Here is a 17469-nt window from a genome sequence, read left to right as displayed (position 1 = left end):
AAAGACGAGCCATGACTTCGAAGATCCAGGCCAGGCTGGCCGAACTGGGCGTGACCCTCCCCGTGGCGCCCACGCCCGCCGCCAACTACGTGCCAGCCGTGCGTGCGGGCAATCTCCTGTTCATCGCCGGCCAGGTGCCGGTGCAGGACGGCAAGGCGCAGTTCCTCGGCCAGCTCGGTGCGACCCTGACCGTCGAGGAGGGGCAGAGCGCGGCCCGCCTGTGCGCGATCAACGTGCTGGCCCAGGTGGCGCAGGCGCTCGGCGGCGATCTCGACCGGGTGGTGCGCTGCGTGCGCGTGGGCGGCTTCGTCAACGCCGTGCCGCAGTTCACCGAGCACCCGAAGGTGGTCAACGGCGCTTCCGACTTCTTCGTCGCCGTGTTCGGCGACGCCGGCAGGCATGCCCGCACGGCCGTGGGCGCCGGTTCGCTGCCGCGCGGCGTCGCGGTGGAAGTGGAGGCCGTGTTCGAGATCCGCGACTGATCAGTCGTCTTCCACGACGGTCTCGATCGTGAAGGCACCCGGGCCGGCGGAGCGGGCGATCGAGTGGAACGATTTGCCCGCCAGGTGCGCGGCCACACCCGTCGCCAGTTTGTAGACCCCCGTGCCTTGCCCTTCCCAGGAACGGGCGTCGGCCCCGGGCGGGCGGGCGCGGCGGGTGACTTCCTGCACTTCGTAGACGACGATGGAGTGCGCCTTGCGCGCGACGACCAGCGAGCCGAGCAGCAGTCCGTCGCGCAGCCGGCCGCCCCAGAGGTTGGTGCCGGTGGCCACGAACCCGTCGAGCGGCCCGCCCTTGACGCGGCACGTGAAGCGGCTCAGTTCCGCGGTGCCGCCGTCGGGCGCCAGTCCGGCCAGCGTCTCGGTGCCGGTCACCTGGCAGTGGAAGCGGGACGCGGCCTCGCTGGCCAGCACAGGGGCCGCTGCCAGCGGCAGCAGGAAGGCGAGGACGTGAAGCGCGCGCGGGCGTGCCATGGCGGACCCTGGGCAACTCGGGCGGCGCAAGAGCGGGTGCCGCGCGCCGTCGACGGATGAGTTCTAGGCGGCCCCGGCCGCATTTCCTTGATCCGGGTCAGGTTCGCCGGATCGCAGCCGCTCATTTGCGAAAGATCTGGTCGAAGCTCGCGCCGTCGGCGAAATGGGCCCGGTTCGCCTTCTCCCAGTTGCCGAAGGCCTGCCCGATGGTGAACCGGTCGATCCGGGGGCACCACTTGCTTATCCGCATAAGCTCATGGCCGCCCCGCGGCGGCTTCAGAACGAGAAGCCGGTGAGCAGTTCGGCGAACAGGCTCTGGTCGTGCTGCGAGGCGACGGCCACCAGCGCGACGGCGGAGGCGACGGCCGCCTGCGCGATCTGGTCTTCGCCCAGAGCCGGCGGGTTGCCCGGGTCGGCCACGATGCCGTGCATCAGCGCCATGAACTCCTGCAGCACCGCGGGATCTTCGTTTTCGAGCGCCGCGCCCTTCTCTTGCACGAACTGGGCGACTTCCATCGCTTCCTGCATGTCCAGCGTGCCGGCCAGCCGGATGATGGTGCCGTAGAACAGCGACTCCAGGGTCGCGGCCGTCGCCGGCAGGTCACCCAGGCTCGAGACGCCGAGGTCCGCCGCCGAGAAGATGCCGTCCAGGCCGCCGGCGTAGTGGTTCGGATCGAAGGCCGCGTTGTAGGCGGATTCGCCGGTGTGGGCGATCACCTGGGCGCGCAGCGATGCGGTCGAAAGCGCGCCAGTCGCGGCATTGAGCGCCATCACTTCCGAGAACGCCAGCATGTCCGGGGGGAACAGCGACTCCGCCTCCAGCGGCGTGGCGTCGATGCCGAAGCCGGCGAGATAGCCGCGCACCTCGGCGGCGCTGTAGCCACCGGCGATCTCGCCCAGCATGTCGTTCGTGATCCCGTACTGGCGGGCGGTGGCGACGATGGCGTGCGGGTCGTTCAGGTGGGCGAGAACATACTCGCGCGCCTGCCCGATCGTGACGCCGAAGTTGGCGAGGTAGCTCGATGTCGACATGAAGGCCTCCGGGATGTTTGAGTTGGTCCTGCGCTGCGTGACAGCCGGCCGATTATGTCGAGCCGATGCGCAGGCGGCCCGGCCGGTGGCGATAATCACGCGTGTCCGTGCACTCCGTCACTGAGCGACGTTGCTTTCCCGCCATGCCCCTCGCCTTCGATGCCAGCACCGTCACCCACGGGATCCAGCTCGCCGTGGCGCCCGTGTTCCTGCTCACGGCCGTGTCGGGAATGATCGGCGCGGTGGCCGGGCGGCTGGCCCGCATCATCGACCGGGCGCGGCTGGTGGAGGACCGCGCGCGCGAGTCCACCGACGCGGAGTTCCTGCGCCGCGCGCACGCGGAGCTGTCGGAGCTGCGCACCCGAGGCCGGCTGACGAACGCCTGCATCGCGCTGCTGACGACGTGCGCCTTCATGATCGGCGCGACCATCATCCTGCTGTTTCTCGGCGAGACCGCGGCGATGCAGATCAACCGCTACGCCGTGACCGGCTTCCTGGCGGGGGTGTTCTGCTTCCTCGCGGCGCTGCTGTGCTTCCTGGTGGAGACGCTGATCGCCACCCGCCTGCTGAACTTCCACATGTTGCGGCCCTGAAGCCGCAGCCAGGCGCTCCTACTTCTCGATCGCGAGCAGTTCCACGTCGAACGTCAGCCTGGCGTTGGGCGGCACCACCCCGCCCGCGCCGCGCGAGCCGTAGGCTGTTGCCGGGGGGCAGGTCAATGTCGCCGCGCCGCCCACCTTCATCTTCTGCACGCCTTCGGTCCAGCACCGGATGACGCCGTTCAGCGGAAAGGTGGCGGGCATGCCGCGCTTGTGCGAGCTGTCGAATTCGGTGCCGTTGTCCAGGCGGCCGCGGTAGTGGACACGCACCGTGTCGCTGGCGGCGGGACTGGCGCCGCTGCCGGTGCGGGTGTGCTTGACGACGACGCCGCTGGGCAGGGTTTCGGTGGCCGCTTCCTTGGCGGGCGCGTCGGCGGCGCCGGCGAAGCCGGCGAAGCCCGCGGCGGCGAGCAGGGCGGCGGACAGAAGGCTGGGCAAGGGCTTGGTCATGGCAACTTCGCAGGTGTCGGGGATCGAGCCCGGATCATACGCAGCGGGCCGGGGCGAATGGCAAAGTTCCAATGCCCCCGCCATCTGTCAGCCTGGCGACAGGAATGAACGCGTGCTTGGGGGTTTCCCCGCGAGCCGGCGGCGCAGCCGGGGCGTACATTCCGCCCGACCAAGCGCGGCGGCTGTTCGCGCCGCTACACCAAAGGAGACCTCGATGACCTCGACGCGCGTTCGTTCCCTGGGCCTGCTCGGTTCCGCGCTCCTCGCGCTGCCGGCGCTGGCCGCCGACCCGATCCTGATCGGGGCCAGCATCACCCAGTCACCCCCCGGGTCCGTGGTGCAAGGCACGCAGGTCAAGGACGGCATGGAAATCCTCAAGGACATGATCAACGCGAAGGGCGGCGTGCTCGGGCGGCAGATCCAGGTCCTGTACGAGGACAACCAGGGCATCCCGGAAAAAGGGCGCGCCGCCACCGAGAAGCTGATCACCAGCAACAAGGTCGTGGCGCTGGCGGGCGGCCACCAGAGCTCGGTGTGCCTGGCGGAGATCGAGGTCGCGCACCGCTACAAGACGCCGTACGTCAACACCAACTGTTGGTCGGACGACGTGCGCAAGCGCGGCTATCCGGAAGTGTTCAACACGTCGCCGTACAACACGCTGGTGTCGTCGTCGATGGCAGAGACGCTGGCGACGATGAAGGTCAAGCGCGTGGTGGCCTTCGCGGAGAACACGGACTACGGCATCGGCCAGGCCAAGCTCACCGGCGAACTGCTCAAGCAGAAGGCGCCGAACGTCGAATACAAGTACGAGACGCTGGACCGTGCCAGCAAGGACTTCACCGCCGCCATCCTGCCGCTGCGCGCGAACCCCCCCGACGTGGTCGTGCTGACGATGCTGCCGCCCGCGGCCTACCTCGTGATGAACCAGATGTACGAACAGGGCGTGGCGCCGAGCCCGAAGACCCTCATGTACGACGGCGGCGGCCTGGCCGACTATCCCGACTTCTGGCAGAACGTGAAGGAGGGCGGCCGGTACCTGCTGTCGTTCGCCCTGTACCACCCGCAGATGCCGCAGACGCAGCTGGCCAAGGACATCGCGGCCGAATACAAGAAGCGCACCGGCGGCGACATCAACCGGCTGGTGCTGCAGGCGGCGGATTCGCTGCACCTGGTGGTCGAGGGCATCAAGGCCGCCAAGAGCACGGACCCGGAGAAGCTGGCGCAGGCGATGCGCACCATGAAGTTCGACAGCCTGCGCGGCATCGGCAATTTCTCGACCAAGCCCGGTTACAGCTTCCAGCAGTGGCTGGACATTCCGTACGTCAACTACGAGCTCACCGCCATCAAGCAGCCGGTCGGCCAGACCGTGCTGATCCAGGCGCCGGGGCAGAAGTTCGACGCGGCCAGGATCGTCCGCCCGGCGAAATAAGCGGTCCAGTCTTCTTGACGCTCCTGTCTCCATCCGGCATCGCAGCTCGTGGTGCCGGATTTTTTGTGCACTGATTGCCGATGCTCGCGCTCGACCTGCTGGCCAACGGCCTGATCTACGGCTGCTTCTACGCGCTGATGGCCGTGGGGCTGGCCATGATCTTCGGGGTGCTGAAGATCGTGAACTTCGCCCACGGCGAGTTCTTCATGATCGGCGCGTACACCTACGTGCTGGTGTCGCTCAAGCTCGGCGTGTCGCCGTGGATCGCGCTGCCCGGCGCCGCGCTCGCCGGCGCGCTGCTCGGCTGGGCCGTCGAGCGACTCCTGATGCGGCCGCTCTACGCCGGATACGCGAGCTGGGGTTTCATGAAGGACGAATACGCGGTGGTGGTGACCTTCGGGCTGTCGCTGCTGCTGATCAACCTGGTCGACAAGGCGGTCGGCCCGTATTCCTTCCGCGGAGAGCCGCTGATCGACGTGAGCCGCTTCGCGCTGGGCCCGATCATGCTGACCGGCCAGAAGGCGATCGCCGCGGTCGTGGCGGTGCTGGTGATGGTCGCGCTGGCGCTGTTCATCAAGCGCTCGGTGTGGGGCAAGCAGATCCAGGCGGTGGCGCAGAACCGGCTCGGCGCGTCGCTCGCCGGCATCGACGCGACCCGCACGACCAGCCTGATCTTCATCATCTCGGGCATGCTGGCGGCGCTGTCGGGGGCGCTGCTGGCGCCGCTGATCAATCCCTCGCCGGATATCGGCGCGTTCCCCGCTGTCAAGTCGTACGTGATCGTGGTGCTGGGCGGCATGGGCTCGATGTGGGGCGCGATGCTGGCCGCGCTGATCCTCGGCGTCAGCGAGGCGTTCTTCTCCGTGTACATCTCCTACGACTACCGCGACGCGTTCGGGCTGATCATCCTGGTGCTGGTGCTGCTGCTGCGGCCGCAAGGCCTCTTCGGCGAGAAGGGGCGCACGGTATGAAGCCCACGGCCAACCTCTGGCAGCACCGGCTGCGCTTCGACATGCGCGCGGCGCTGGCGATCTGCGGCCTGATCGCGCTGGTGCCGCTGTTCGTCACCGGGCCTTACGCGCTGGGCATCATCCTGGTCAGCGTGTACTTCGCCATCCTGGCGCTTGCCTGGAACCTGCTGGCCGGCTACACCGGCCAGTTCTCGCTGGCGCCGGCGGCGTTCGCGATGATCGGCGGCTACACCACGGCGCTGCTGGACTTCTACTGGAAGGTGCCGCTGGCGCTGGGCATCCCGGCCGCGATCGTGGTCGCGGCGCTGTTCGGGCTGGTGCTCGGCAAGCTGGTGCTCAATCTGAGCGGCCCGTACCTCTCCCTCACGACCCTGGCATTCGCCGAGATCGCCCGGGTGGTGATCGGCAACTCGCACGAGTTCACGCGCGGCGACCAGGGCATGCACGTGGCCACGCTGATGCAGAGCCGGGTCGGCTACTACTACGTGTTCCTGGCGACGCTGGTGGCCGTGCTGCTGGGGCTGTACTGGCTGCTCAAGGGGCGCCTGGGCCGCTTCATGATGGCGGTGCGCGACGACCCGGTCGGCGCCGAGAGCCGCGGGATCGACGTCGTGCGCACCAAGATGATCGCGTTCTGCGTGTCGTGCGCGATCTGCGGCCTGGCCGGCTCCCTCTACGGCACCTTCAGCCAACTGGTCAGCCCCGAACTGGGCCTGTTGCAGCAGACCGGCCTGGTGCTGTCGATGGTGGTGATCGGCGGCATGAGCTCGCTGTCCGGCGCCATCCTGGGCGCGATCCTGGTCTACCTCGGCTCGGAGTGGCTGCGCGAATTCGGCGACATCCAGATCATCGTGTTCGCGCTGCTCGTGATCCTCTTCGCCCGCTACGTGCCGGCGGGGCTGTGGGGCTTCATCGCCGCGCGGCTGCAGGGGCGCAAGACATGAGCCTGCTGACGATCGAGGGACTGCTGCGGCGCTTTGGCGGGGTGGCCGCCGTCGACGACGTGAGCTTCGACCTGCGCGAGGGCGAGATCCTGGGCCTGATCGGCCCCAACGGCTCGGGCAAGACGACGGTGCTGAACATGCTCTCGGGCTTCCTGGCGCCGCACGCCGGCCGGGTGCGCATGCGCGGCGAGGACATCACCGGCCTGCCGCCGGACCGGCTGGCGCAGCGCGGCGTGCTGCGCATGTTCCAGATGACGCGCGTCTTCGCCCGCATGTCGGCGTTCGACAACCTGCTGACCGCGGGCATGGCGCGCGGCCTGTCGGAAGCGGAGTCCACGAAGCGCGCGCAGGCCCTGGTCGAGGAACTGACCCTCGGCCCGGTCCAGTATCTCGACGCGGGCCAGCTCTCGGGTGGCCAGCGCAAGCTGCTTGAGTTCGGCATGTGCTTCATCGAGCCGCCGCTGATCGCCATGCTGGACGAGCCGTTCGCCGCGGTGCATCCGGTGATGCGTGAAGTGATGGCGAAATTCATACGTACGCGCCACGCGCAGGGCTTCACGTTCCTGCTGGTGAGCCACGACATGCCGATCGTCGTGGACCTGTGCCAGCGTGCCGTGTGCATGAACGCGGGGCGTGTGATCGCCGCCGGCGACATCCACGCCGTGCTGAAGAACCACGCCGTGATCGAGGCCTATCTGGGCGAGAGCCAGCACGGGGAGGGCGAGCCGCCCAGCCTGGAGGTCCATTCGTGAGCGCCGCGCCCTTGATGGAGATGCGCCGGGTGACGGCCGGGTATGCCCAGGACATCGACGTGCTGCGCGACATCGACCTGCGCGTGGACGCCGGCCGCATCACCGGCCTCATCGGTCTCAACGGCGCCGGCAAGTCGACGCTGGTCAAGACCATCTGCGGGTTCCTGCCGCCCAAGTCCGGCACCGTGCACTTCGACGGCCAGGACATTTCGGGCGTGGCGCCGCACCGGCTGATCGACCTGGGCATCTGCTGCATCCCGCAGGAGTCCAGCCTGTTTCCCTACCTGTCGGTGCAGGACAACCTGCTGCTGCCGCTGCTCGGGCGGCCGAAACGGTTCGCGAGCGACATGCGCACGCGACTGCAGGAGGTGTTCGAGCTGTTCCCGGCGCTGCACGAGAAGCGGACGGACCAGGCGGGCAGCCTGTCGGGCGGCCAGCAGAAGCAGGTGGAATTCGCGAAGGCCTGGCTGCAGCAGCCCCGCCTGTGCCTCATCGACGAGCCGAGCATCGGCCTGTCGCCTCGCGTCTCGGAAGAAGTGTTCGTCTGGATCGAGCGGTTCGCCAAGGCGCAGATGGGCATCCTGTTGATCGACCACAACGTGCGGCGGGTGGTGCGCATGTCCGACCGCATCTGCGTGCTGAGCCTGGGCAAGATCACGGCCGACGGCACGCCGGCCGACTTCGAAGGCAACCTGCACGAACAGGTGCAGCAGTGGCTGGGGCTGAACTTCTGAAGTTAAACGCAACAGCCGAACGCAAAAGCCGCAAAGGTTACGCAGAAGCCGCAGAAGAATTCAAGGAAGAAGAGGAAACGAAGCCCCGGCAGTGGTGGCGTCGGCAGGCCGCGTGCTCGCACATGGCTCCAAGGTGCCGCGCACCACCACACCCATGTCTTTTTTGCGCTTTCTGCGTAACTTTCGCGGCTTTTGCGTCCGGCTGTTGGGGTTGGGACTCGCAAGAAGAACGGGGCGCCGCGGCGCCCCGTGAGGTGGGGAGGCACAGCGCCTCCGGTTGACGGTCAGTGGTCGGCGTGGGCCCCGCCGCTGAGCGGCTGGTACACGGCGCTGTCGGCCGGGCCGGTCACTTCGAGCGACGCCGCCAGTCCCTTGGCGACGCGCGACAGGGCGTGGTCGACCAGCAGGTACTTGCCGGGATAGTCGACCTTGAAGTCGACGATCGTCGCGCCGCCGGGGGCCACCGTCGTCGTCTGGACGTCGCGCCGCACGCTGGAGATCGAGCCTTCGCTGTAGACCTTGCCGAAGATCTCGCCGATGGCGTGGAAGGCCGACGACTTGTTGGGGCCGCCGACGCCGAAGTACACGCGCACCGTCTCGCCGACCTTCGCCTGCATCCTGAACTCCTTGGTCAGCGCGCCGACCGACCCGTTGAAGGTGTAGTAGGTGGGCAGCTCGTCGCTCGCCTTGTCGGTGTCGTAGGCCTGGTGGCCCTTGGTGCCCTTCTTGTGCGACGTGTACAGGTCGCCCTGCATCACGTAGAACTCGCGGTCCACCTTGGGCAGGCCTTCCGGCGGCTCGACCAGGATCAGGCCGTACATGCCGGCGGAGATGTGGTGCGGCACGTCGGGCGTGGCGCAGTGGTAGACGTACAGGCCGGCGTTCATCGCCTTGAAGCGCACCGTCTTCGACTCGCCGGGGGCGACCTGGGTGTGCTCGCCGCCGCCGTGGCCGCCGGTGACCGCATGCAGGTCGATCGAGTGGATCATCTTGCTGCTCCTGGCGTTGGTCAGCGTCAGCTCGATGGTGTCGCCTTTCTTCACGCGCAGCATCGGGCCGGGCACTTTCTTGTCGAACGTCCAGTAGGTAAACGTGGTGCCGTCGTCGAGCTTGCCGGCCAGTTCCACCGTCTCGATGCTGTACTTGACCAGCTGGGGCGCGCGCTGGCCGAGCGGCTTGGGCACGGCCGTGGGATCCATGGCGATGCTGACGGCGTCCGTCGCCACGGCGGCGATCGGCTTGACGGCGGGCGCTGCCGCGGAGCCCAGCACGGCGGTGTTCGATCCCTTCGGTGCGGCCGCGGAGGCGTCGGCCGGGCCGGTCACTTCCAGCACGCCTTCCATGCCGATCTGGCGGTGGCCCGGAATCGAGCAGTAGTAGGTGAAGCTGCCGGACTGGGTGACGGTGAAGCGAACCGTCGTCGGGCCGCTGGCGGCGCTGAAGGGCTTGGATTGCACCTTGAAATCGGGAATGACGATGTCGTGCTCGGCGCCTTCGCCGCTGGCCAGCGTCAGCTCGATGGTGTCGCCGACCTTGGCACGCAGCACCGGGTTGACCTGGCCCTTGGCGTCGAGGTAGACCATCTTGCCGTCGGCCATGCCGGTCTTCAGCGCGATCTGGTGGACCACGCCCTTGGTCTTGGCGGCCTTGGCCGGCGCGGCGACGGCGGCCGCCGAGGTGACTGCGGTGGCGCCGATGGAGGCGATCGTCAGGGGACCGGCCGAGAGCAGGACGACGATGGCGAGGGGGATCGGGGCGAAGACTTTGGAGAACACTTTTGGTACTTCCTGGAGATATCGCGGGGTGCCCCCGCGGGGCGGCAGCCTCTTGAGCTGATGCCTCCAATGTAGGTAGTTACCCTAGGTGCGTAAAGGTGCCAACGCGATGCATCTTTGATGAATCTCAAGGTTGGCGCGCCTTCCCGGCGCGGCGCGAGGGTGACCGTTCGCACGGCGGGGCTCGGGTACATTCGGCCGGTCCCGGGGCGCCGGCTGCCGGGGCGATTCACCACCACCCCGGAGGCCTCATGCCAGCAACCGAACTCGCGTTCCTGCCCGTCCACCAGCTGTCCGCCGACCTGGCGACGCGGCGCGTCTCCCCGGTGGAGGCCACCGAGGCGTTCCTGGACCGAATCGCGGCGCAGGACGGCAAGCTCGGCGCCTTTGTCGACGTCTACGGCGACGAGGCCCGCCTCGCCGCGCAGGCGGCCGAGGCCGCGATCCGTTCCGGCCATGCCGTCGGTCCGCTGCATGGGGTGCCGGTGGCGCTGAAGGACCTGATCGAGCTGGAAGGGCGTGTGGTCACGGGCGGTTGCCGGGCGTGGCGCGAGCGCCGGGCCACCCGTACGGCGACGCTGGCGCGGCGGCTGATCGCCCAAGGCATGATCGTCCTCGGCAAGACCCACACCGTCGAGTTCGCCATGGGCGGCTGGGGCACCAACTCCGTCCTCGGCACGCCGTGGAACCCCTGGGATCCGGATCGCCGGCGCACCCCCGGCGGCTCCAGCAGCGGCTCGGGCGTCGCGGTGGCTGCGGGGCTGGCGCCCTGGGCGGTCGGCAGCGACACCGGCGGCTCGGTGCGGCTGCCGGCCTCCTGGTGCGGCATCACGGGCCTCAAGACCACCATCGGCCGCATCAGCACCCATGGCGTGCTGCCGCTGAGTCCGACGCTGGACACCCCCGGCCCCATGGCCCGCTGTGTCGAGGACGCGGCGCTGCTGTACCTGGCGATGCAAGGGCCGGACCCGCTCGATCCGCGCACCTTGCGCCTGCCGTTCACCGATCCGATGCCGACGCTGCGCCTCGGCGTGCGCGGACTGCGGCTGGCCCGCATGCCCGAAGGCGAGCGCGAGTACGCCTCGAAAGAAGTGCTGGCCGCCTACGACCGGTCGCTGGCCGAACTGGAGGCGCTGGGCGCCGAGGTCGTCGCCGTAAAACTCCCGTTCAACTTCGCCGACGTCGCGGCGGCGAACCTGCTGATCATGGCGGCCGAGAGCTACACGATCCTGCACGAGCTGATCGACGACGAGCGCGCGCCGCTCGACCCTCACGTGCGGCCGCGCATCGCCGCCGGCCGCGCCGTGACGGCCCGCGCCTACATCGAGGCATTGCAGCAGCGCGAGGCGATGAAGCTGGCGTTCGGCTCTGCCATGGAAGGCATCGATGCGCTGCTGACACCGACCACCATGACGACCGCCTTGCCGCTGGAGGACGTCGACCAGGGCAAGGCGCCGGCGCATTTCACGCGGTTCGGCAACTTCCTGGACCTGTGCGCGCTGGCGCTGCCCAACGGCCAGGGCGAAGGGGGGCTGCCGACGTCGCTGCAGATCGTGTGCCGCGGGTACGACGAAGCCATGGCGTTGCGCATCGGCTGGGCCTACGAGAACGCCACCGAGTGGCACCGGCGCCGTCCGCCCGGGTAAGCTCGAGAGCCAAGAGCAAAGGAAGTTGAAGTGACTGGACAACGCAGCGGCGGCTGGTATTTCGGGTGGAACATCGTGGCCGCGGCCAGCCTGCTCACGCTGCTCACGGTGGGCATGCGCATGGGGATCGGGCCGTTCTTCCTGCCGATCGCCGCGGACCTGGGCTTCAGCCGCAGCCTGCTGGCGGGCATCGTCGCCATCGGCATGTTGTGCTACGGCATCGGGATGCCGCTGGCCGCGCACCTGGTGGCGCGGCATGGCACCCGCTTCGTCCTGCTCGCCGGCAACGCGCTGGTGGTGGCGGCCATCATCTGGACCGTCAACGCCCGCAGCCCGCTCGGCTTCCTGCTGTCGTTCGGCGTGCTGCTGTCGTTCGCGCTGGCCTTCCTGGGCCCGGTGGCGCTCACGCCGGTGATCAGCCGCTGGTTCTCGCGCCGGCGCGGCATGGCGCTGTTCTTCCTGTCCACCGGCTCGATGTCGGGGATCGCCATCATGACGCCGCTGCTGAGTTCCTCGATCCAGGCGTTCGGCTGGCAGAACACGCTGCTGGGGTTCGCCGCCGTCTTCACCGCCATCACCGTGCCGCTGGCCCTGTTCGTGATCCGCGAGGACGCGCCGGCCCACGCCGACTGGCTGCCCGACCAGATGACCGCGAGCGGTCCGGCCCAGGCCGAGGCGATGCGCGAGTCGCTGTCCCTGCGCGAGGCCGTGCGCACCATGCCCTTCATCAAGATCTGCGTGGGCCTGTTCGCCTGCGGCTTCAGCATGAACCTGCTGGGCACCCATGGCGTGCCGATGCTGATGGACCACGGGTTCGATGCGATGACCAGCTCCTACGGCGTGGGGCTGATCGGCGTGGCGGCGATCTTCGGCACGCTGGTGCTCGGCCGCATGTCCGACCGGCTGCCCCGGCGCAACATCCTGGCGGCCATCTATTTCGTGCGCGGCCTCGGCTTCTTCGCCTTGCTGCTGGTCGGCACCCACTGGGAGCTGTACATTGCGGCGGTGATCGGCGGGCTGGTGTGGGCTGGCAGCATCGCGCTGTCGTCGGCGATCCTGGCCGACGTCTACGGCGTGCGGCTGGTCGGCATCCTCTACGGCTGGGCCTATTTCGGCCACCAGGTCGGCGCCATGATCAGCTCGTGGCTGGGCGGCTGGGCCTACGACCGGTTCGGCACCCACTGGATTGCCTTCGGCGCCTCCGGGCTGCTCCTGATGGTGGCGACCGCCGTGTCGCTGCGGCTGCCGCTCAAGGGCTTCCGCCTCGGACCGGCCGCGCAGCCGGCTGGTAGATTCGCCGCATGAAAGCCGTTGTTCTCGCATTGCTGCTGGCGGCCACGGGCGCCGCGGCCAAGACCCCGGGGGAAGTGGAAGTGGGCCAGGTCCTGCGCCAGGCGCCCATGCAAGGCATCCTCGGCCCGTCGCGGCTGCTGTCCGACTTCCGCGGCAAGCCGCTGATCATCAACGTGTGGGCGAGCTGGTGCGGACCGTGCCAGGCCGAGATGCCTTCGCTGCAGCGGCTGGCGAAGCGCGCGGGGCAGCAGGTCCAGGTGATCGGCATCTCGACCGACGACTACCGGGACCGCGCGGAATCCTTCGTGCGGACCTTCGACATCGCGTTCCCGAACTTCATCGACAGCAAGCTGCGCCTGGAGCACATGCTCGGCGCCGAGCGGCTGCCGCTCACGCTGCTGGTGGACGCGGAAGGCAAGGTCGTGGCCAAGCATTTCGGCGCCAGGGAGTGGGACAGCCCCGACGCGATGGCCTACTTGGCGAAGCACCTGCGCCTCAAGCTGTAGCTGCGCGATGGCTCATGTCCCGAGGCTGACCCGGCAATTGCAGCAACTGCTGGTGGCACAGCGGGTCGCCGCGCTGGGCACCATCGGCGACGACGGCGCCCCGCTCGTGTCCATGGTTCCTTTCGCGGTGGAACGCGGACTCGGCGCGTTCGTCATCCACGTGAGCGACCTGGCGGCGCACACCCGCAACCTGCAGGCCAGGCCGAGCGTGTCGCTGCTCGTGATGCAGCCCGCGGGCCCCGGCGAGCCGGTGCATGCGCTGCCGCGCGTCACCTTCGACGGGCAGGCACGGGTACCCGCCCCGGGCGGCGACGAATGGCGCGCATGCCGCCAGGCCTACGTCGAGCGCTTTCCCGAAGCCGCGTTCATGACGGAACTGGGCGATTTCCGCTTCGTCGCGATCGAGCCTGCCGGCGCGCGCCAGGTGGCCGGCTTCGGGGCGGCCCGTTCCATCGACGCGGCCGAAGTGCGGCTGGCCATGCAGGCGCCGGCCGGCTGAGCCGTCGCCGGCGTTCGTGACGAGCGGTCAGCGTCGTTCCTGCTGCTGCTTGTCGCGCCAGTTGGCGTAGGCGTCGTCCATGCGCTGGCGGCGGCCCTGGTCCTGGGCCTGGGTCTGGTCCTGCGCCCGGTCCGAGCCGCTCGCGCCCATGGCGCGGGTGTCGTGGCGCGAATCCTTGTCGGTGCCCAGCTTCTGGCCCAGGCGCTCGCCCGTGTGGCGGATCTTGTCGCCCATGCGGCTGAAGGCGCGCTTGGTCTTGTCGACGACGCCGCCGCTGGAGGCCTTGGCGGGATGTTCGCTGCTCGCCCGCTGCCCGTGCTCGGTGGCGCTGTCTGCCGCCATGGCCGAACCGCAGGCCAGTGCCGCCGCCGCCAGGAAGGCTGCCATTTTCATATCGGTGCTCCTTGAGGAAAGAACACGGATCAGACCGCGCCGCGCGGTGCGGCGCTGTCGGAAAGGCCAGCGGGTGCGCGTAGGAGGCCAGCGGCCAAGGCCAGACCCGGCAGCCGAACGCCCGCGGAAGCCGCAAGAGAACCTCTGCGGCTGCGTTCGGGTGTCCGGCTTCGCTGCCCCGCGACGAATGGCTGCAGCGGCACCCCGTCGAGCTGGCCGGCGACGCACTGGCACCGATTTGCGCCAGGACAAACCTTGCCGCTGTCGCCGGTGCGATAAGGACGGTTCGATGCGCGGCACCCCGCCCCGGCGCGGGCAAGGAGCGATCATGAGCGACCGGTTCTGGCTCTGGACGGCGACCGCCGTCTTCACTGCAGTGATCCTCGGCGCCCTGGCCCATGCGGTGGCGGTCGCCCGGGATTGCGAGCGGCAGGGGGGCACGATGGTGCGTTCGTTCTCGGCCTGGGGCTGGTCGTGCGTCCGGACTCCCGCTCCGGCGCAGCCGCCGCGCTGACCGGCAACGCCTTCAGATCAGCGCGACCTGTTCGCGCTGCTCGTGCAGGAGCGAGCGCAAGGCCGCCAGCCGCCGGTTGGCCTCCTCGGTGAGGCGCCTGCTCTCGGCAATCTCGTGGGCCGGCGGCGCCGGACCGGTCCCGGCGCAATAGGCATCCAGCTGCCGGCACAGCCGCGCCCCGGCGCGCGCGGCTGCCGCCGCGGCGCAGTCCCACTCCTCGAACAGCACGAAGAACGAAATCATCGCGCCCGAAGTACAGGACAAGACGGGGCGGTTTCCTTGACGCAAATCAGGCATGCGGCGCGCGCAACGCGTGCCCGTGCGCTGGCGCAAGAATGCCGCGCGGCGCGATCCGCAGGCGCGTCGCGCTTGACTCACCTCAAGTCGGGCGACCGCGCGCCGCGCCACGATGGGCCCGCAATGAGAACGCAACTTCGAGTTCCCCCATCCGGCGGCGGGCTGGACGACTGGCGCGTCGCCGACGCCCAGGCGCTGCGCGCCGAGCGGCAGGTGGTGCAGAAGATGAAGGCCGCCGCGAACAGCGGCGCAGCGGCGCCGAGCGACGACGAGCGCCGCCGAGCCGTCATGCTCAGGGCGCAGGCGAACGCGTTGCTCGGCAAGGCGATCGCCTGAGCCCGGGCGCCGCCCCCCACCGTTTCTAGTGCAGGCCCAGGTAGCGGGCCGTGAGCGTGGCGTCGGCGCGCGCGTCCGCCGCCTTGCCTTTCCACACGGTGCGCCCCGACTCCAGCACGCACAGGTCGTCGGCAACGCGCAGCAGGCGGTCGGTGTTCTGTTCAACCACCAGCACGGCCAGGCCGTCGCGGCGCAGTTGCTCCAGGGCGCGGTAGCACAGGTCGATCACCTTGGGCATCAGGCCCAGCGAGATCTCGTCGATCATCAGCAGCTTCGGGCGCGCCATCAGCGCGCGGCCGATCGCCAGCATCTGCTGCTCGCCGCCTGACAGGTTGCCGGCCAGCGAGTGCAGCCGCTCGCCCAGGCGCGGGAACAGGCCAAGCACCTTGTCGCGGTCCTGCGCATAGCAGGACGTCGGATGGATGAGGCCGCCGACCTTCAGGTTGTCCTCGACGCTCAGGTCCTTGAACAGGCGCCGGCCCTCCGGTGAAATCGCGATGCCCCGTTTCACGCGCTCGCGCGGGCCCAGCTGGCCGATGTCCTGTCCTTCGAAGCGAAGCTGCCCCGCCGTCATCGCCACGTGCCCGGCGATGCACATCAGCGTGGACGACTTGCCGGCGCCGTTGGCGCCGATCAGGCCGGTGATCCGGCCGGGCTGGAGTTCCAGCGACAGGTCCTCCACGGCCTGGAACATGCCGTAGCCGCAGCCCAGGCCTTCAAGCTGCAGCATCGGCGTCTCCCCCCAGGTAGGCGGCGCGCACCGCCGCATCGTTCATGGTCGCCTGCGGTGGACCGTCGGCGATCTTGCGGCCGTTGTCCAGCACAACGAGGCGCTGGCAGATCCGCATCACCTCGCCGAGGTTGTGCTCGATCAGGATGATGGTCATGCCTTGCCGGTTGACGTCGGCGATGGTCTGCGCGAGCTCGCTCGCTTCCTTCGAGTTCAGGCCCGCCAGCGGTTCGTCCAGCAACAGCAGCCGGGGCTTCAGGGCCAGCGCCCGCGCCATCTCCAGGCGCTTGAGGACGCCCAGCGGCTGGGTGCGCGGGCTCTGCGCGGCGAGCCTGGCGATGCCGACGCGCTCCAGCGCCTCGAGCGCGACCTGGCGCTCGGCCCGGCGGTCCACGTGGACGAGCGCCTGCAGGGGGGTCCGGGTCTTCGCCGCGCCGGCGGCTAGCGCCACGTTGTCGCGCACGTCGATCTCGCGGAAGGGCTTCACCAGTTGCTGCGACAGGGCGAGCCCGGCGCGGATGCGTGCGTCGATCGACAGCGAGTCGAGCCGCCGCTCGCCGAGGCTGACGCTACCCTTCTGCGGGCGGTGGATGCCGACGATGGCGCGCATCATGGTGGTCTTGCCGGCGCCGTTGGGGCCGATCAGGCCCAGCAGTTCGCCCGGCATCACTTCGAACGAAACGTCGTCGATCGCCGTCACGCCGCCGAAGCGGACGGTGACGTTGCGCGCGGAGAGGAGGGGCTCCATGTCAGGCCCTCCGCCGCGCCATCAGCCGCCGCAGCGCGCCGGTCACGCCGTCGGGCGAGAACCGCATCATGAGGAACAGCAGGCCGCCGTAGACCAGCAGCTTGTACTCGCCGACGAATGTGAACATCGAAGGCAGCAGCGCCAGCACGATGGCCGCCACGGTGACGCCGGGCACCGACCCGATGCCGCCGATGACGACCATCGACAGCACCGTCATCGATTCGACGAAGCCGAAGCTGTCGGGGCTGATGAATTTCAGGTTGCTGGCGTAGAGCGCGCCGGCCAGCCCGGCCAGGGCGGTGCCGATGGCGAACGCCGCCAGCTTGAAGCGGGGCACGTCGATGCCCATCACGCGGGTCGTGTCCTCGTCCTCGGCGATGGCGTTGAAGACCTGGCCCATCCAGCTGCGCCGGATGTACTGGCTCAGCAGCGCCGTCAGCACGCACAGCGCCACAGTCAACAGCATGAAGGCCAGCTTGGACAGGCCGCTGTCGGGAATCGCCGAAATGCCCATCTCGCCGCCCAGCGCGTCCTGCTGGCGGACCACGCCGACGAACAGGAAGCCGATCCCCATGGTGGTGATGGCCAGGAAGTCGGCGCGCACCCGCAGGCTGGCCAGGCCGACGACCAGTCCGAACAGGGCCGGCAGCGCCATTGCGGCGGGCAGGGTGGCGAAGAACGGCACGCCGGCCTTGGCCAGCAGCGCGCAGGTGTAGGCGCCGATGCCGAAGAAGGCGGCATGGCCCAGGCTGATCTGGCCGCAGAAACCGGTGATGAGGTTCAGCGACAGGGCGAACAGCACGCTGATCCCCACCGCCGTCGCCAGCGAAATCTCGTATTCCATGCC

The 17469-nt window shown here is 69.2% G+C and carries 23 protein-coding genes; 13 read left to right on the top strand and 10 right to left on the bottom strand.

Going from position 1 to position 17469, the window contains the following annotated elements; all coding sequences use genetic code 11:
• The first annotated feature begins 11 nt into the window (after nt 1–11).
• Nucleotides 12–482: a RidA family protein gene (locus RAMLITH_RS06785; RefSeq protein WP_168106632.1), complete on the top strand. Its 471-nt coding sequence runs from the start codon at nt 12–14 to the stop codon at nt 480–482.
• Here RAMLITH_RS06785 and RAMLITH_RS06780 read toward each other — a convergent pair whose 3' ends face one another.
• The 3 genes from RAMLITH_RS06780 to RAMLITH_RS06775 all read right to left on the bottom strand — a co-directional run bounded on the left by RAMLITH_RS06780 (nt 483) and on the right by RAMLITH_RS06775 (nt 2006).
• Entirely contained in the window at nt 483–974 is a 492-nt protein-coding gene (locus RAMLITH_RS06780) for a hypothetical protein (protein WP_168106631.1), read from the bottom strand. It abuts the gene before it with no gap.
• A gap of 121 nt (nt 975–1095) precedes the next feature.
• Entirely contained in the window at nt 1096–1224 is a 129-nt protein-coding gene (locus RAMLITH_RS26035; protein ID WP_272954159.1) for a hypothetical protein, read from the bottom strand.
• A gap of 26 nt (nt 1225–1250) precedes the next feature.
• A complete protein-coding gene (locus RAMLITH_RS06775) occupies nt 1251–2006 on the bottom strand; it encodes a hypothetical protein (RefSeq protein ID WP_168106630.1) in 756 nt (251 codons plus the stop codon).
• A 143-nt stretch (nt 2007–2149) separates the two neighbouring features.
• Between RAMLITH_RS06775 and RAMLITH_RS06770 the strand changes: the two genes are divergently transcribed.
• A complete protein-coding gene (locus tag RAMLITH_RS06770) occupies nt 2150–2599 on the top strand; it encodes a DUF2721 domain-containing protein (protein ID WP_168106629.1) in 450 nt (149 codons plus the stop codon).
• Between the two features lie 18 nt (nt 2600–2617).
• On the opposite strand, the gene RAMLITH_RS06765 is transcribed toward RAMLITH_RS06770, so the two are convergent.
• Nucleotides 2618–3055 (bottom strand): FKBP-type peptidyl-prolyl cis-trans isomerase, encoded by a 438-nt coding sequence (locus RAMLITH_RS06765; protein WP_168106628.1) that lies wholly within the window; start codon nt 3053–3055, stop codon nt 2618–2620.
• A 214-nt stretch (nt 3056–3269) separates the two neighbouring features.
• Here RAMLITH_RS06765 and RAMLITH_RS06760 point away from each other — a divergent pair, with 214 nt between their 5' ends.
• From RAMLITH_RS06760 to RAMLITH_RS06740, 5 genes are all read left to right on the top strand, one after another.
• Nucleotides 3270–4484 carry an ABC transporter substrate-binding protein gene (locus RAMLITH_RS06760; protein WP_168106627.1) on the top strand — a complete coding sequence of 405 codons (1215 nt, stop codon included), beginning with the start codon at nt 3270–3272 and terminating at the stop codon, nt 4482–4484.
• Nucleotides 4485–4564: 80 nt separating this feature from the next.
• Entirely contained in the window at nt 4565–5455 is an 891-nt protein-coding gene (locus tag RAMLITH_RS06755; protein WP_168106626.1) for a branched-chain amino acid ABC transporter permease, read from the top strand.
• The gene (locus tag RAMLITH_RS06750; RefSeq protein WP_168106625.1) at nt 5452–6399 is read left to right on the top strand and encodes a branched-chain amino acid ABC transporter permease; all 948 of its coding nucleotides are present in this window, start codon (nt 5452–5454) and stop codon (nt 6397–6399) included. Before RAMLITH_RS06755 ends, RAMLITH_RS06750 begins: the two co-directional genes overlap by 4 nt.
• Entirely contained in the window at nt 6396–7151 is a 756-nt protein-coding gene (locus RAMLITH_RS06745) for an ABC transporter ATP-binding protein (protein WP_168106624.1), read from the top strand. The genes RAMLITH_RS06750 and RAMLITH_RS06745 overlap by 4 nt, the downstream gene beginning before the upstream one ends.
• The gene (locus RAMLITH_RS06740; protein WP_337786114.1) at nt 7148–7885 is read left to right on the top strand and encodes an ABC transporter ATP-binding protein; all 738 of its coding nucleotides are present in this window, start codon (nt 7148–7150) and stop codon (nt 7883–7885) included. Before RAMLITH_RS06745 ends, RAMLITH_RS06740 begins: the two co-directional genes overlap by 4 nt.
• 284 nt (nt 7886–8169) lie before the next feature.
• On the opposite strand, the gene nirK is transcribed toward RAMLITH_RS06740, so the two are convergent.
• Nucleotides 8170–9660: a copper-containing nitrite reductase gene (nirK, locus tag RAMLITH_RS06735; protein WP_337786113.1), complete on the bottom strand. Its 1491-nt coding sequence runs from the start codon at nt 9658–9660 to the stop codon at nt 8170–8172.
• A gap of 251 nt (nt 9661–9911) precedes the next feature.
• Between nirK and RAMLITH_RS06730 the strand changes: the two genes are divergently transcribed.
• Genes RAMLITH_RS06730 through RAMLITH_RS06715 form a run of 4 tightly spaced genes read left to right on the top strand, consistent with a single transcriptional unit; the run spans nt 9912 to nt 13604 of the window.
• A complete protein-coding gene (locus tag RAMLITH_RS06730; protein ID WP_168106623.1) occupies nt 9912–11306 on the top strand; it encodes an amidase in 1395 nt (464 codons plus the stop codon).
• Nucleotides 11307–11336: 30 nt separating this feature from the next.
• Nucleotides 11337–12611 (top strand): MFS transporter, encoded by a 1275-nt coding sequence (locus tag RAMLITH_RS06725; protein ID WP_168106622.1) that lies wholly within the window; start codon nt 11337–11339, stop codon nt 12609–12611.
• A complete protein-coding gene (locus tag RAMLITH_RS06720) occupies nt 12608–13105 on the top strand; it encodes a TlpA family protein disulfide reductase (protein WP_168106621.1) in 498 nt (165 codons plus the stop codon). The genes RAMLITH_RS06725 and RAMLITH_RS06720 overlap by 4 nt, the downstream gene beginning before the upstream one ends.
• A 7-nt stretch (nt 13106–13112) precedes the next feature.
• Nucleotides 13113–13604, top strand: a complete 492-nt coding sequence (locus RAMLITH_RS06715) for a HugZ family pyridoxamine 5'-phosphate oxidase (protein WP_168106620.1) — start codon at nt 13113–13115, stop codon at nt 13602–13604.
• Nucleotides 13605–13631: 27 nt separating this feature from the next.
• Here the strand turns inward: RAMLITH_RS06715 and RAMLITH_RS06710 are convergent, their stop codons facing one another.
• Nucleotides 13632–13997, bottom strand: a complete 366-nt coding sequence (locus tag RAMLITH_RS06710; RefSeq protein ID WP_168106619.1) for a hypothetical protein — start codon at nt 13995–13997, stop codon at nt 13632–13634.
• Nucleotides 13998–14325: 328 nt separating this feature from the next.
• Between RAMLITH_RS06710 and RAMLITH_RS06705 the strand changes: the two genes are divergently transcribed.
• On the top strand, nt 14326–14511 hold the full coding sequence (locus RAMLITH_RS06705) for a hypothetical protein (RefSeq protein WP_168106618.1): 186 nt from the start codon (nt 14326–14328) through the stop codon (nt 14509–14511).
• Nucleotides 14512–14523: 12 nt separating this feature from the next.
• Here the strand turns inward: RAMLITH_RS06705 and RAMLITH_RS06700 are convergent, their stop codons facing one another.
• Entirely contained in the window at nt 14524–14775 is a 252-nt protein-coding gene (locus RAMLITH_RS06700; RefSeq protein WP_168106617.1) for a hypothetical protein, read from the bottom strand.
• A 156-nt stretch (nt 14776–14931) separates the two neighbouring features.
• Between RAMLITH_RS06700 and RAMLITH_RS06695 the strand changes: the two genes are divergently transcribed.
• On the top strand, nt 14932–15144 hold the full coding sequence (locus RAMLITH_RS06695; RefSeq protein ID WP_168106616.1) for a hypothetical protein: 213 nt from the start codon (nt 14932–14934) through the stop codon (nt 15142–15144).
• A 25-nt stretch (nt 15145–15169) separates the two neighbouring features.
• Here the strand turns inward: RAMLITH_RS06695 and RAMLITH_RS06690 are convergent, their stop codons facing one another.
• From RAMLITH_RS06690 to RAMLITH_RS06680, 3 genes are read right to left on the bottom strand one after another with little or no spacing between them, the layout of a single operon-like run.
• Nucleotides 15170–15874, bottom strand: coding sequence for an ABC transporter ATP-binding protein (locus RAMLITH_RS06690; RefSeq protein WP_168106615.1), 705 nt, complete (start codon nt 15872–15874; stop codon nt 15170–15172).
• Nucleotides 15861–16622 carry an ABC transporter ATP-binding protein gene (locus tag RAMLITH_RS06685; protein WP_168106614.1) on the bottom strand — a complete coding sequence of 254 codons (762 nt, stop codon included), beginning with the start codon at nt 16620–16622 and terminating at the stop codon, nt 15861–15863. Before RAMLITH_RS06685 ends, RAMLITH_RS06690 begins: the two co-directional genes overlap by 14 nt.
• A gap of 1 nt (nt 16623) precedes the next feature.
• Nucleotides 16624–17466: a branched-chain amino acid ABC transporter permease gene (locus RAMLITH_RS06680; protein WP_168106613.1), complete on the bottom strand. Its 843-nt coding sequence runs from the start codon at nt 17464–17466 to the stop codon at nt 16624–16626.
• Between the last annotated feature and the right edge of the window lie 3 nt (nt 17467–17469).

The organism is Ramlibacter lithotrophicus (assembly GCF_012184415.1).
GTDB lineage: Bacteria > Pseudomonadota > Gammaproteobacteria > Burkholderiales > Burkholderiaceae_C > Ramlibacter > Ramlibacter lithotrophicus.
The sequence above is the reverse complement of the archived record's forward strand: the minus strand, read 5'-3'. Positions and strand labels throughout refer to the sequence as shown.